The 15,563-nt window shown below is 44.0% G+C and carries 9 protein-coding genes; 6 read left to right on the top strand and 3 right to left on the bottom strand.

Features of this window, described 5'->3' with window-relative positions:
• Positions 1 to 10: 10 nt before the first annotated feature.
• Positions 11 to 1,198, bottom strand: coding sequence for a glycine C-acetyltransferase (kbl, locus tag ABIE26_RS25305; RefSeq protein ID WP_310146685.1), 1,188 nt, complete (start codon positions 1,196 to 1,198; stop codon positions 11 to 13).
• Positions 1,199 to 1,336: 138 nt separating this feature from the next.
• On the opposite strand from kbl, the gene ABIE26_RS25300 reads away from it, so the two are divergent.
• Positions 1,337 to 3,787, top strand: coding sequence for a DUF5686 and carboxypeptidase regulatory-like domain-containing protein (locus ABIE26_RS25300; protein ID WP_310146683.1), 2,451 nt, complete (start codon positions 1,337 to 1,339; stop codon positions 3,785 to 3,787).
• Between the two features lie 61 nt (positions 3,788 to 3,848).
• Here ABIE26_RS25300 and ABIE26_RS25295 read toward each other — a convergent pair whose 3' ends face one another.
• Both ABIE26_RS25295 and ABIE26_RS25290 read right to left on the bottom strand, forming a co-directional pair.
• Positions 3,849 to 5,021: an aminopeptidase C gene (locus ABIE26_RS25295; protein ID WP_310146680.1), complete on the bottom strand. Its 1,173-nt coding sequence runs from the start codon at positions 5,019 to 5,021 to the stop codon at positions 3,849 to 3,851.
• A gap of 198 nt (positions 5,022 to 5,219) precedes the next feature.
• The gene (locus tag ABIE26_RS25290; protein ID WP_310146678.1) at positions 5,220 to 5,720 is read right to left on the bottom strand and encodes a hypothetical protein; all 501 of its coding nucleotides are present in this window, start codon (positions 5,718 to 5,720) and stop codon (positions 5,220 to 5,222) included.
• 214 nt (positions 5,721 to 5,934) lie between these two features.
• On the opposite strand from ABIE26_RS25290, the gene trhO reads away from it, so the two are divergent.
• From trhO to ABIE26_RS25265, 5 genes are all read left to right on the top strand, one after another.
• On the top strand, positions 5,935 to 6,873 hold the full coding sequence (gene trhO / locus ABIE26_RS25285) for an oxygen-dependent tRNA uridine(34) hydroxylase TrhO (RefSeq protein ID WP_310146676.1): 939 nt from the start codon (positions 5,935 to 5,937) through the stop codon (positions 6,871 to 6,873).
• 15 nt (positions 6,874 to 6,888) lie between these two features.
• Complete coding sequence (locus ABIE26_RS25280; protein ID WP_310146674.1) at positions 6,889 to 9,789, top strand: ligand-binding sensor domain-containing protein; 2,901 nt, start codon at positions 6,889 to 6,891, stop codon at positions 9,787 to 9,789.
• 261 nt (positions 9,790 to 10,050) lie between these two features.
• Complete coding sequence (locus tag ABIE26_RS25275) at positions 10,051 to 13,095, top strand: SusC/RagA family TonB-linked outer membrane protein (protein ID WP_310146672.1); 3,045 nt, start codon at positions 10,051 to 10,053, stop codon at positions 13,093 to 13,095.
• A 10-nt stretch (positions 13,096 to 13,105) separates the two neighbouring features.
• Entirely contained in the window at positions 13,106 to 14,647 is a 1,542-nt protein-coding gene (locus tag ABIE26_RS25270; protein ID WP_310146670.1) for a RagB/SusD family nutrient uptake outer membrane protein, read from the top strand.
• A 21-nt stretch (positions 14,648 to 14,668) separates the two neighbouring features.
• Positions 14,669 to 15,523, top strand: a complete 855-nt coding sequence (locus ABIE26_RS25265) for a LamG domain-containing protein (RefSeq protein WP_310146669.1) — start codon at positions 14,669 to 14,671, stop codon at positions 15,521 to 15,523.
• Positions 15,524 to 15,563 lie beyond the last annotated feature (40 nt).

Genomic DNA, 15,563 nt, shown 5'->3' with positions numbered 1-15,563 from the left:
TACGGCTAATTTATATTACTCCCAATGCCTTCCCTACCTTGGTAAACGCTGCGATTGCTTTATCTAAATGATGCTGGTCGTGGGCGGCCGACAACTGCACGCGGATCCTTGCTTTACCCTGCCCTACAACCGGGTAATAAAATCCGATCACGTAGATTCCTTCTTCCAGCATTTTGGCGGCAAACTCCTGTGCCAGTTTGGCATCATACAGCATAACGGGCACTATCGGATGCACACCTGGTTTAATGTCAAACCCTGCCTCTGTCATTTTTTCACGGAAGTAGCGGGTGTTGTTTTCCAGCTTGTCCCTTAAATTGGTCGTTTGGCTCAGCAGGTCCAGCACCGCTACAGAAGCACCTGCAATAGCCGGGGCCAGTGTATTCGAGAACAGGTAAGGGCGCGAACGCTGGCGCAGCATATCAATAATTTCTTTCTTACCCGAAGTAAAGCCCCCCGAAGCGCCGCCTAAAGCCTTACCCAAGGTACCGGTAATGATGTCAATCCTATCCATTACATTAAAATGTTCATGCGTTCCCCGTCCGGTTTTGCCAATAAACCCGGTACAGTGCGACTCGTCGATCATCACCAGGGCTTCATATTTATCCGCCAGGTCACAGATCTTATCCAAAGGCGCAACAACACCATCCATAGAAAAAGCCCCGTCGGTTACAATAATACGGTGTCTGGAATCCTTTGCAGCAATCAGCTGCTGCTCCAGGTCATCCATATCTGCATTTTTATACCTGAAACGTTTTGCTTTACACAAACGGACACCATCTATAATGGATGCATGATTCAGTTCATCAGAAATGATGGCATCCTGATCGTTAAACAAAGGCTCAAAAACACCCCCATTGGCATCAAAAGCAGCGGCATATAAGATGGTATCTTCTGTACCTAAAAATCTGGAGATCTTTTCTTCCAGCTCTTTATGGATATCCTGTGTGCCGCAAATAAAGCGGACCGACGACATACCATAACCATATTTGTCAATCGCCTTTTTGGCTGCTTCAGTTACACGGGGATCAGACGAAAGGCCCAGGTAATTGTTCGCACAGAAATTAATCACTTCCTGTCCTGTATTTACTTTTATATCTGCACCCTGTGGGGTTACAATAATGCGCTCACGCTTGTAAAGGCCATCTTTTTCTATCTGGTCTAGTTCTTGTTGAAGAACAGGTTGTAATGTTTTATACATAATGCTATTGTTTAATGAGGTCAAAGTTATGCAATTCCGGCTTTTGGGTGGTAACCAAATTAGCTTAGCCTGGCAAACTTTAACAGAATAACTATATTTACCTGTAACTAATCACATCATTTAAGGTCTATCCACTGCATGAAGAAACCATTTTTAGCGCTAATACTGCTTGTAACTACTTTTACTACAGCACTGGCACAGCAATTTAAACTCAGTGGATCGATAAAAGACACAGATGGCCAGCCTGTATCCTTTGCCTCTGTCTATATTAAGAACACCACAAAAGGTACTTCCGCAAACATCGACGGTTTTTACCGGCTCACTATTGAGACCGGGTCTTTCACCATTGTTTACAAAGCCATTGGCTACAAGGCCGTAGAAAGGAACATCAGCATTGCTGAAGATGCTTCAGAAAATATAATACTTAGCCCCGAAGCCTATACCCTTTCGGGTGTTACCATCAATGCAAATGCAGAAGATCCAGCCTATGCCATCATCCGGCAAACCATTAAGCAAAGAAAGACACACTTAACCGAGGTCAACGCCTATACCACCAATGTCTATATCAAAGGTGTACAGAAGCTTGTCGGGGCACCAAAAAAAATATTTGGCCGTGACATTCAGAAAATGCTCGATCTGGATACCAATCGCAAGGGGATCATCTATCTGTCGGAATCTACCTCTACATTTGCATTTCAGCGGCCAGACAAAATCCATGAAGAAATGATCTCTTCCAAAACCTCTGGCCGCAACAACGCGTTCAGCTTTAACAAGGCCTCCGATCTGATCATTAATTTTTATGAGAACATCCTCCTCGAAGACAAACTAAGTACACGTGGGTTTGTATCGCCTATTTCAGACAATGCCTTTTTATACTACCGTTATAAATTACTGGGCGTAAGTTCAGAAAACGGGATTACCGTCAATAAGATCCAGGTCATCCCACGCAGGGAGCATGATCCGGTATTCAGAGGGGTGATCTATATTGCCGACGACAGCTGGCACCTGGTGAATGCCGAAGTCTACCTCACCAAAAATACGGGCATTAACCTGCTCGATACATTAGGCATCAAACAGCAGTTCCTCAAGGTCGAAAACACGTATATGCCCTCCAATATTAATTTCCAGTTTAACGGAAATGTGCTCGGCTTTAAGTTTGAAGGTTATTATGTTGGGGTATACAGCAACTACAACATCCAGCCCAATTTCCCAAAAAACTACTTTAACGGAGAAATCTTAAAGATCAGCAAAGCGGTAAACAAAAAAGATTCCCTGTTCTGGCTCAACAACAGGCCTATCCCGCTAACAAAGGAAGAAGGCCGCGATTACATCAGAAAAGACAGTATTGCTGCTTTAAAGACTTCTAAACGTTACCTGGACTCAATGGAACGGGAGAACAACAAATTCGGAATTGTAAAACTGGCTGCAACAGGCTATACCATCAACAACCGTTATGCAGGTAAGCATTATACCTTCGACCCGTTGTACCGCTCCATTCTTTACAATACCGTGGAAGGCTTTGCCCTTAAATATGGTGTAACCTATAAAAAAGACCTGGAAGACCGGCGTTATTACAGCATCCGGCCAGAAGCTAGGTATGGTTTTTCCAATAAAACCTTAACGGGAAGCTTAACCGCCAACTACTATTACAATCCGGTAAAACGTGGCAACATCAGTATCAGTGGCGGTTCGGGCATCTATGACCTCAACAATTTCGGCTCCATGAGCCTGCTGGGCAACTCTATCAACTCCCTGTTTTTTGAGACCAATTTTTCCAAGTTCTACAAAAAGGAATTTATCAATGTCGGCACAAGCCGGGAGCTGAGCAATGGGCTGCTGGCCAACCTGTCTGTAGATTATTCGCGCAATACCCACCTGGTGAACACCACTCATTTTAAGATCAAAGACCTGAAAGGCGAGCAGTTCAGTTCCAACAACCCCTTTACACCAGAAATGGAAACACCACTGTTTCCTACTTACAAAGCCTTAACAGTTACGGCTTCCTTAAATTACACTATAGGACAAAGCTACATTACAAGGCCCGACGGAAAATTTTATCAGCCTTCCAAGTACCCGACCATTGATCTTTCCTACCGCAAGGGCATTAAGGAAGTACTCAATAGCGATGTGGATTACGACCTGGTAGCACTGGAAATCTCTCAGAACAGAATGAGCTCCGGCCTGTGGGGCTATTCGTCTTTTGTGCTGGGAGCCGGAAAATTCCTGAACCACAACCAGGTCTTTTATCCGGATGCAAGACATTTCAGGGGCAACAACTCTTTGTTTTCGGTTCCCAGCCTGCGTAAATTCCTGTTCCTGGATTTCTACCTGTTCAGTACCGACCGCGAATACCTGGAAGGGCATTTTGAACATAACTTTTCGGGGCTGCTCACCAATAAAGTCCCTTTACTGCGCAAGCTAAAACTGGAAGAAGTTGTTGGTGTAAGCTACCTGAGCCAGCCCGTAAAAAGAAATTATACCGAGTTCTATTTTGGCTTGCAACGCCTCATATTCAGGGTAGCCTATGGCTATGCCTACGATGGCAACAAAAGGGTACAGCATGGCTTCCGGATGTCGTACGGATTCTAAAAAGAACAATAAAAAAGGGGAATGAAAAATCATTCCCCTTTTTTATTGCAGCAAGGCCCGCTTATTTAATGCTCATTTTCTTGCGCAGATCAGATGGGATTCCGTTTTTATGCAATAAGAATGCAGTAGTTTTATACTTCACGAAATTCTTCGTTACGTACAAATAACCCTTGTAATCGTTGCTGGCGCCCCAAGAGTTTTTAACGATATAGTATTCTTTGCCGTTCTGGTCTTTTGCAATACCAGTGATCTGCATACCATGGTCATCTGTAGTTTCGTAATCGTCAAAAGCAGCCTGACGCATAGTTACAGTAATTTCCTTTTCAGCTTTAGGGCCATTGAACATGGCTTTCTTTTCGTCGGCCGACATGCTGTCGAAATCCTTTTCAGGAACATAAGCCACCCCATTTTTCCAGCTGAAACCTTTTTCACTCACATCAGTAGCCCAGGCAACAGTAAAACCTTTTTTAACGGCATTGTCGATGATCGTGATGATATCGTCCATCTGTACATTGTATACCTGATCATACGACCAGTTATCAGGAACCATTAAAACAGCCTTTTCATAGTAAGGGCTGGTATTGAATGAAGAAAGCTCCACGTAATCAGCAGGATTGATACCTACTACTTCTTTAGCGAAAGTCTTAGGTGTATATTCCTTACCCTCATAAGTAAATTTTTCAGGTACAGCACCCATGCAGGAATCAATAGTAGCGATATATTTTGCTTTCCAGCTCGGATCGAACTTACCAGCTACGGCTTTTTTCAAAATGGCCTCGGTAAGTTTGTTCATCCTATCAGACGAACCCGGACTACCATAGTCGTTCCCGCTATAAGCCTCCTGAGGTAAAGCGCCATATTTGGCAAACATGTTAATTACATCATGGCACGCACCGCCATCGCCTAGCGTCAAAGCACCGTGCATGCGCACATAATTGATCCCCTTTTCGATATAGGCATTACGGGCGGTAAACAGATCGGCCAGGTCTACAGGTTTTTTACCCATACGGATCATTTCAGACTCCAGAAAAGAATTCGTGCTATAGCTCCAGCAGGTACCTGACGATTTCTGGTTTTTAACAGAAGTTGCCTCTGTGCTGATTACCGGTGTAAAAGTAAAGCTTCCTGCACTGTTTGCACTCTGGTTGTTTTTTAGGGAATTAACCAGGTTGTCCTGTGCAAAGCCAATTGTAGAACCCAACAAAAGCGTGGCGGTTAACCACAATGGTTTCATTGAAATTTTAGTCATTTTATGTTTAAAATTAGTTAGTATACTTATATTCAATTGTAAGTAAGGGAGGCAAACTTAATAATTATCCAACACAAATTATTGCCCGGAAAACCAGCCATGCAGAAATTCCCCCCTGAAGGGTTAAAAAAAACGGGATTTTAGGCTTCAGCCATTGTATTTGTTACAAAAGATGCAGGATCATTATTTGCGTTGCTGTTTTTCTATCTCTTTATTCAGCTTTTCGAGCTCTTTTTTCGCTTCCCTGCTTTCAAAATAAAAGTAGATGGCAAAGCCTAAAAATATTTTGCCCAGTATAAAGATAATGAACAATATCCAGCGCCACATTTTATGGATACGCATATGACTGGATGAACTCTGAACTTCAATAAACTGTCCACCTTTAGGAGGCTCAGGCGGTTCTTCACCGATTCTTTTGGAATGTATCTTTAGCGGAACAGGCCCTTCGCTGATTTTAATCAGTTGCTTTAGTTCAGCCTCAATTCTTATCCATACTGCAGGAGGCGGTGTAATAGACATGTATTGCGCCAGATTTTCGAGATCAACCTCCAATCTGTACAAAGCATCATCTATTTCCGGGTGTTTCGATTTTAGCAGCAATAATTCCTCCACTTCAGCTGCCGTTGCCGTACCAGAAATATAGGCTTCCAGCACGCCTTTTTTTAAATACTCATTTACGTCCACGAGAATCGCGTTAAATGAGGGTTTTTCATCAGTTTATAATTTTGTTCTGTAGTCATGAGTCGTATTGAACTATTAAATATAAATTAATTACTTATTGCTAAAATAATAAAAGTTTACAAGACCACCAATATACATTTACCAGTTTATCAAAAACACAATATTTTTATACCTTTGCAAAAGCATTAAACGCCGTTTGCATCGGTATCAATGAATTATGACAAAATTTCAGACATTACTTTACTATTGCTATAGCCCCATAGCAGAGGCAGCACAGTTTGCCGACGATCACCTTAAATTCTGTAAATCACTGGGCCTGGTAGGCCGGATCATCGTAGCCGATGAGGGTTTAAACGGAACCGTATCCGGAACTGCAGCAGCCTGTGAAGCCTATATGGCAGCTATCAAAGCTGATGAGCGCTTTGCAAAAACAGATTTCAAGATCGACGATGTTGCTGAACCTTCATTCATCAAAATGCATTGCCGCTACAAAGCGGAAATTGTGCATTCCGGACTCAGGGACCCAAACATCATCGACCCTAACAAAGAAACCGGAAAACACCTCGAGCCTGCCGAATTTCAGAAAATGATCGATCAGGAAGACGTAGTCATCCTTGACGTCCGCTCCAACTATGAGCATAACCTGGGCAAATTTAAAAATGCTGTAACGCTCGACATTGAGAATTTCCGGGACTTCCCGGAGAAGATCAACGAGCTGGCCCAGTATAAAGACAAAAAAGTACTGACCTACTGCACCGGCGGCATCAAATGCGAAAAAGCTTCGGCCCTGCTGCTGCACCACGGTTTCAGCGATGTGTACCAGCTCCATGGCGGTATCATTAAATATGGCAAGGAAGCAGGCGGACAGGATTTTGAAGGCAAGTGCTATGTATTTGACAACCGTATCGCTGTAGATGTAAATACCGTAAACCCTACTGTAGTTTCCAAATGCTTCAATTGTGGTAAAACAACACCTAAGATGATCAACTGCGCCAATCCGGAATGCAACGAGCACATTACCCAGTGCGACGACTGCGGAAATGAGTTGCAAGGTTGTTGTTCTGTAGCCTGTACTACCAATCCGCGCAAGCGTAAGTATGATGGAACAGGATATTATGTAAAAGTACCGCAACCCATAAACGTAACTGCGAAATAGCTATCTTAGCTACTAATGAAACACAGACACCTCCAATACTGTCTATTTTATCTCGCTTTATTATTGCCGTTATTTTCGGCAGCAGATAATATAAAGAGTATTGGGGTTCCTTATGTTCAAAATTACCCCAAATCGGTTTATCTTTCGGGCAACCAGAACTGGTCTATAGCAAAAGATAAGTCCGGCGTACTGTATTTTGGGAATGCCCAGGGACTGCTCAGTTTTGATGGCAGGTACTGGCAGCAGTATAAAATGCCCAACAGGCAGATCGTGCGCTCTGTGGCTACAGCTGCAAATGGCATCATATACACCGGGGGCTTTGGCGAATTCGGCTACTGGTCTAATAAAAACAGGCTTTTGTCCTATACCTCCCTCACCAGCCTTATCCCTGCTCCGCATGGCATCAAAGATGAGATCTGGAAAATATACACCAGCGGAAAAAAGGTCATATTCCAGTCTTTCTCCGCCATATACATCTACGAAAACAAAAAGATCAGTGTGGTTACGGCGCAGCAGTCGCTGCTGTTCCTGCACCAGGTTGGTCAGCATTTTTATGTAGAGGTCATCGGCCAGGGACTTTTTGAACTTAGCGGCAATAAACTTGTGCCATTGAAAAATGCAGGCCTCATAGTTCCCAGAGGGATACTGTCTGTACTTCCCTATAAGAATGGCCGCCTTTTGATCGGCACCAGCAAAGATGGTCTGTTTGTTTACAATGGCGAAAGCTTCAGCCCGCTGAACACCCCCGCCAATGTCTTCCTGAAAACCTACCAGCTCAACAACGGTACCCGTATCCAGGACAGGTATTACGCCTATGGCACCATCCTCAACGGACTGATCATCATGGACGAAGATGGTAATATCGTGCAACGCATCAACAAATCAAGTGGCCTGCAGAACAATACCGTGCTGAGCCTGTACGCAGACCAGGACCAGAACTTATGGGCCGGGCTCGATAATGGGATCGACCGCATCGAACTCAATTCGCCGCTTTATTTCTATTTCGACAAAACCGGCCAGTTCGGTACTGTTTATTCCAGCCTGATCTATAAAAACAACATTTACCTGGGCACCAATCAGGGCCTGTTTTACAGTGCATGGGCATCAGGGACAGGAAACCTATTCAATTCATTCGATTTTAAACTCATCCCCAACTCGCAGGGGCAAGTATGGGACCTTACCCTGATAGATGATCAGCTATTTTGTGGCCATAACGACGGCACCTTTAAAGTATCCGGTAACCAGCTTCAAAGCATCTCCTCCATAAAGGGGGGCTGGACCATCAAAAAGTTGAATTCCAATCCCGATTTTCTCATCCAGGGTACTTATAATGGACTTGTGCTGTTCAAAAAAGACGCTTCCGGAAACTGGAAATTCTCGCACAGAATAGAGAACTTTGGCGAGCCTTCGCGCTATGTAGAACAGGATGCCAGGGGCGATGTATGGGTAAGTCATGCTTATCGTGGACTGTACAAACTTACACTAAGCCCCGATCTGAGGAGGGTAACCACCATCAAAACCTATACTGAAAAGAACGGCCTCCCAAGCGATTATGGCGTTAACATCTTTACGCTCGAAAACAAGCTGGTCTTTTCATCCGACAAAGGCTTCCTGATCTATGATGAGATCAGCAACCGCTTCAGCCCTTATACCACCTTGAACAAGGAACTGGGCAGCTTTGCTGGTTCCAATAAGATCATCGATGCCGGTGCAAAAAAATACTGGTTCATCAATCATGGTAAAATGGGGCTTGTCCACCTGCTCGAACCCGGCAAGGTAAGCGTAGACTCCAGCACCTTTAGCATATTGGACGGACGCATGGTGCAGTACTACGAGAACATCAGTAAAATCAGCAGCAACATCTACCTGTTGAGTGTAGATGATGGCTTCGTGATCTATAATGCCACCGAACCTTCCGCACAAAAAAGGAATGTTGAGCTGCCTGCGGTACTCATCAGAAAACTGGAAGACATTACCGACACCTACAGCACCATTACCGAATTTGGTAGCGATGGCACTGAAATCGAAATCCCTTTTAACCGTAACAGCATCCGGATTTCTTTCGCCCTGCCTTATTACCGGCAGGCCAAAATCAGGTTTCAGTACTACCTTGAAGGGTATTCCAAACAATGGTCTGACTGGAGTGCAGCTTCCCAGAAAGATTTTACCAACCTGGCCCCCGGCAGTTATGTGTTTAAGGTAAGGGCCAGGATCAATGAGGGCACCGTAAGCAAAGTCACTATATTTGAGTTTACTGTATTACCACCATTTTATGCCAGCAACTGGGCTCTGGCTTTTTATCTGATCCTGTTTGGTTCCCTGCTTGTTGCCTTTAAGCACCTTTATGAACGCAAGCTGAAGAAAGACCAGCAAATCATTTCCCATCAACTGCAGGCTGAAAAGGAAGCTTTTCTTAAAAAGGAAGCCGAGGCTACAGAAAAGCAGATCATTAAACTGCAGACAGAGAAACTCCATGCCGAACTTGCGGGCAAGAACAGGGAGCTGGCCAATTCGGCCATGAGCCTGGTGTATAAAAATGAACTCTTGCAAAAGCTGAGTCAAGAGATCCTGAAGCTAAAAGACAGCAATGGCAAACCGCTTGCGGAAGATCAGCTCCGGAAAATCCAGAAAGTAATTGATGAAGGGATGAACGATGAGCGCGACTGGAACCTTTTTGAAAGCAGCTTCAATGAAGCCCATGAGAGTTTCTTTAAGAAACTTAAGGCAAACCACCCTGATCTCGTGCCGAATGACCTGAAACTTTGTGCCTATCTAAGGATGAACATGAGCAGCAAAGAAATGGCATCTTTATTGAACATTTCTTTAAGAGGTGTAGAAATACGACGCTACAGGCTACGCAAAAAGCTTGATGTACCCCACGACAAGAACCTGGTAGAATTCCTGATGGAACTTTAACACTACATCATTACCTCTCATAGCCCAATGATCGGCCGTTTTTTTTTGCGTTTATTTTGGCTGCAAAAGACAGTATTGCTGTAGTCTGATTTTTTGATGAGGGAGTCTGAAAACGCTGTTTTCAGACCATATACAAATCTGGAAAGCACATTTGAGATAGTACACACCACACTCATGATGTATTAATGTAGAGGCGTTTTTTTTGTTTTAAACATAATTCTGATGGACATTTATATATCAATTATTAAATAACCAAATAGTATGAAAAGAATCTCTACAAAACTTGTTGTTTTAACTTTTCTCTGTTTTCTTTTTACAAACGTAGCACAGGCACAGGACATCACTGTAAAAGGTGTGGTATCCGATGAAACGGATAAGCTGCCGCTCCCAGGAGTGAGTGTACTTGTGAAAGGAACAAGAACGGGAACTACAACAGATGCTTCTGGAAGATATGCCATAAGCGCTCCGGCAAACGCGACCCTTGTATTCAGCTACCTCGGGTATCTTTCACGTGAAATATCCGTAAACAATCAGGCTGACCTTAACATTTCACTTGCATCGTCTTCACAGGAACTAGAGCAGGTTGTAGTGGTCGGTTATGGCACTCAAAAGAAAAAGGACCTTACGGGTTCCGTAGCTCAGGTTAAAGGAGAAGAACTGACCCGGCAGCCGGTTCAAACAGCAACCCAGGCCCTCCAGGGTAAAATTGCCGGCGTACAGATCATCAGTTCGGGCGAACCCAACACGAGCCCTACCGTTAGGTTAAGAGGTACCGGAACGATGCTTGGGGGTGCAAACCCTCTGTATGTAGTCGATGGCGTATTTACAGAAGATATTAAGAACATTAATAATGCTGACATTCTGAGTGTAGACGTATTAAAGGATGCATCTGCATCGGCCATTTATGGTATGCGGGCAGCAAATGGTGTAATACTCATCACCACAAAAAAAGGTAAGGCTGGAGAAAACGTCTTTACTTACGATGGCAATATCGGTTTCAGGGAAGCCAACAATCTGGTAGACATGGCCGGCTCGAATCAGTATACAGGATATCTTAATGAAGCAAACAAGTATTATGGTAGCGGGAGTGACCTCATCACACCTTCCATGCTTACCGGCGCCAATACCGACTGGTATGACGCCATTCTTCAAAAGGGCTTAATAACTACGCAAAATCTTTCCCTTTCAGGTGGCAGTGACAAGGTCACTTACTTCCTGAGCGCGGGCTTGCTTTCAGATGAGGGTATTCAAAAAGGCAATAAATACGATAGGTTTACTTTAAGGGTGAACAATGAATATACACTCACTAAAAAATTGAAATTTAGTAATATGCTCTCCTATACCAATGGCAAGGCAAAAGGTGCACAGCTGGATGCTTTTGGCAATGCTTATCGGGCAGCCCCTATTATAGCATCAAAAGTAGGTGACCTATATGGGAACACATCGCTTTTTGGCAACGTATCCAACCCCCTGCTGAGCCTTGATAAAGTAAACAATACAGCCAGACAGAACCGCATCCAGGGTAACTTTGCACTAGATTACAAACCAATTGAAGGTTTAACACTACGCTCAGCCATGGGACTAGACCTGGATTATCTGAAATCGACAGATTATGGTTACAGATACCTGCCGGATGGTTCTACCTTCCTGGTACCCGGAGGTAACCAGAGTAGGGCAAACAGCACGTTAAAACTCACTAAAAATGATACCTTCAGATGGATATGGGACAATACTGCTACCTATACCAAAACTATCGAGAAACATAATTTTACGCTCCTTGCGGGTGTCACTGCAGAAGGTTACAAGTTTAACGAATTTGTAGGGAATGCAAGAGACATCCCCGCCAATCAGGATCAATGGTACCTTGATGCAGGATCAGCGGGAACACAGTCGGTAGCAAATACCGGTGATAAGTACAACAGGTATTCCTATCTTACCCGCCTCAATTATGGTTATGACAGCCGATATCTGTTAACCGCAAGCTTCAGGGCTGATGCGACCTCAAAATTTGGCAAAATGAGCCAATGGGAGTATTTTCCTTCATTGGGGCTCGCCTGGAACATCTCTAATGAGTCCTTCATGACCGATCAAAAAGTCTTCAGTAATCTGAAGATCCGGGGAAGCTATGGCCAGATGGGGAATGACAATATCAAATCTTCCCTTTATATTCCCATCGCCATTATAAACAGGCCCTATCCGATCGACGGTGCACCAATTCAGGGAATCAGGTTTGAGGATACTGTAGACAACCTGCTCCGCTGGGAAATAACCACCGGATATGATGCCGGACTGGATTTTGGCTTTTTAAACAACAGGTTGTCCGGTACTATAGATTATTACCATAAAAAAACAGACAATGCGTTGATTTACGTTGGTATTCCTGCTATCCTCGGAGATCCTGATGGCAAAGCGCTAACCAATGCCTCTACTATTTCCAATAAAGGTTTGGAGCTATCTCTGGGCTGGGCAGATGAGCTAAATGAAAGTTTTAAATATGGCATCAGTGGTAACATTGCCTACAATAAAAATACCATAGAAAAACTTAACGGCGGACAGCCTCTTTTTGGAGACAATATCGCCAATTATCAAATCACCAAATCAGACAACGGTCAGGCCATAGGCAGTTATTTTCTGCTGGAAAAAATAGGGATTTTCCAGAACCAGGCTCAGATTGATGCGTCTGCGCAAAAAGATGCAAGGGCTGGCGACATCATTTACAGGGACATCAGCGGACCAAATGGCACACCAGACGGCAAAATAGACAATAATGACAGGGCTTATTTTGGCTCTTACCAGCCTAAATTCACTTATGGCCTTAATGGTAATCTCAGCTATAAAAATTTCGACCTTAACTTTGGCTTCTTTGGCACCCAGGGAGGTAAAATTTATAATGCAAAAAAGGCAGCCCGTGGTGTAAGTCAGCTAACAGACAATGTTGAAGCCTCCGTGGTAAAAAACAGGTGGACGCCAAATAACCCTAACAACAACGTGCCAAGAGCAACAATAGGCGCATTGCCAGCCTCTACCTATTTTGTAGAAAAAGGGGATTATCTGCGTTTAAATAACTTAACTGTTGGCTATACCTTACCCAAAGCCCTGCTTAAGAAGGCACACATCAGTAACGTACGTTTCTTCCTTACGGCCCAAAATCTGTTCACCATAACCTCTTATAGCGGTTTTACACCAGAGTTGCAGCCTTCAATACCTGGCGCAAAAGAAGAGAATGCAAATCTGAACCAGGGTGTAGATTTAAACAGCTACCCTTCAACCCGGACTTTTGCATTTGGTGTTAATGTTGGATTTTAATCATAGAAAGATGAAAAAGATATTTTATATAATTACACTGGCAGTCCTTGTACCTTCATTGTTCATTTCTTCTTGTAAACGCAGCTTTTTAGATGTGCCGGCACAAGGTAAAACAACAGAAGAACAGGCGCTCATTGATCCCGAAGCAGCAAACAAACTGGTTATTGGTGCTTACAACAACCTTTACCTGCCAGGAACAGTTGGCTTAAAACTGGCAGTAGCGGCCGATGTAACTTCAGACGATTCAGACAAAGGCTCTGTGGCAACAGACCCCGGGTTTGATGGCATTTTCATGGATAATTTTACTTATAACCCGAATACAGGAATCTTCAATGACCTTTGGGTAGACAACTACAAAGCTATTGTTTCGGCAAATAAGGCCCTTGGTGTACTGGAAAAAAGTACAATTGACGCAGCCATCAGAGATCGCTTAAGCGGGGAAGCCAGATTTTTAAGGGCTTTGTTCTATTTTAATCTGGTCAGGGAATTTGGCGGGGTAATTAAATTGATCACTGTACCTACTTTGGCAGAGGCAAATAACGATGAATACCAAACACGTGCCTCTAAAGAAGAAATTTACAAGGTCATTACCGATGACCTGCTATATGCAGTCGCCAATCTACCAGTCAAAGGAGAAGCCGGCTCGGCAGTAGGCAGGGCTACCAAAGGGGCCGCGCAGGCTTTGTTATCAAAAGTATACCTGTATCAGCAAAACTACCAAGGAGCCTACGACATGTCAATGGCTGTAATGAATTCTCAAAAATATGACTTGGCGCCTGTTTATGCTGATATCTTCAGAGAAAAAGGCGCCAACAACATAGAGTCTGTATTCGAGGTGCAAACAGGGCCTTTTGCCAATCAAACCTCGGGTGGTTTGGCATGCGATGCGGTAAGTAAAAACTACAGTAACTTTCAGGGTCCTCGCGGCACTTTTACCGTACAAACCATTGCTGGTCAGACCTACAATGCCGGCGACCTTGGCTTTGGCTTAAATACCCCTTCTGCTGATCTGGCAGCTGCTTATGAAGCGAACGATGTAAGAAAAGCGGGTACAATTATCTTTACAAGCGACGTTACTACAACAACGCTTTGGGATGGCTTCGTATTGCCAAAACGTCCTGATGTGGTCAATGAGCGTTACAACTATAAAGGCTATCACAGCCCGTTTCTTGAAACTAAAAGCTGCCTGGGAATTAACGATAAAGACAGTAAGCCTAAAAACATCCGTATTATCAGGTTTGCAGAGGTATTGCTCATCAACGCAGAAGCTGCCGCAAAAATTGGTCAGGACGCAATCACTCCTTTAAGAAAAGTACGTGCGAGGGCCGGACTTCTTACCACATCTGCAAGCATTGCCGACATATGGAAAGAAAGAAGGCTTGAGCTCGCGATGGAAGCCGACAGGTTCTTTGACCTGGTCCGGACAGGACAGGCATCCACCGTTTTAAACGCACTTGGCAAACCTTTTGTAGCCGGTAAACATGAAGTATTTCCGATTCCGCAGCAACAAATCAACTTCAGCAACGGCCGGATAAAACAGAACAATTATTAATCACCTTTAGAAAATCAGAAGATGAAATTTAAAAATTTAAATATAGGCTTTGCGGGTTTGATAATTGGAAGTACACTATTATTATCCTGCGTAAAAAACGACAATAACGACGATTTCCCTGAAGGCGGCGTACCGCCAACTGCTGGAGGCTTTACCGCTTCCAGCCAAATTTCACCGTCAAACCTGGTGGCCTATTGGAATTTTAATGCCGACAGCATCCTGGATTCTGTTTCTAAAACTACAGGAACCAATGCCGGGATGACATTTACAACAGGGCTTAAAGGAAAAGCCCTTACCGGTAATCCCGATGCCACAAAAAAAGCTTATGCGACGGCCATTGCCAGTCCCGCCGTTAAAGCAATGACACAGTATACCGTAAGTATGTGGGTAAATACTCCTCAAAACACGGGTGCGACTGGCATATTTGGATTGGGAGATACCCAGGGATTCTGGGGCAATATTAATGTGTTTTTTGAAAACGGAGGAACTACAACACTGGCCCGCTTTAAAACCATTTATGGCGACAACGGTGTAACACGAGACAACAACATTCAGGATGTGCAAAATGGCTTCAACAACTGGGTGCAATATGTGATCACCTATGACGGAGCCGGAAACTTCAAATCCTATGTAAATGGATCACTGGCCAGAACTACTACCGTAGCTGGTATGACCGGAATACGTTTCATCAACGTTGGCCCAATCGTTTTCGGCACACTCCATTTCATGACCGTTCCAAGCAGCACAACCGGATCTCCGGGCGAAGGCTGGGCGGGCTACCTCGCAGGCAAAATGGATGAAGTCAGAATTTACAATAAAGCGTTGACTTCAATAGAAGTATCTGCCTTATCCATTCTTGAAAGACAGGGCAGATAGCTTTATATCCCAGTTGCTAAAAAACTGCCGGAGAATCTCC

Origin of the sequence: Pedobacter africanus (assembly GCF_040548825.1) — a bacterium.
Taxonomy (GTDB): domain Bacteria; phylum Bacteroidota; class Bacteroidia; order Sphingobacteriales; family Sphingobacteriaceae; genus Pedobacter; species Pedobacter africanus_A.
The sequence above is the reverse complement of the archived record's forward strand: the minus strand, read 5'-3'. Positions and strand labels throughout refer to the sequence as shown.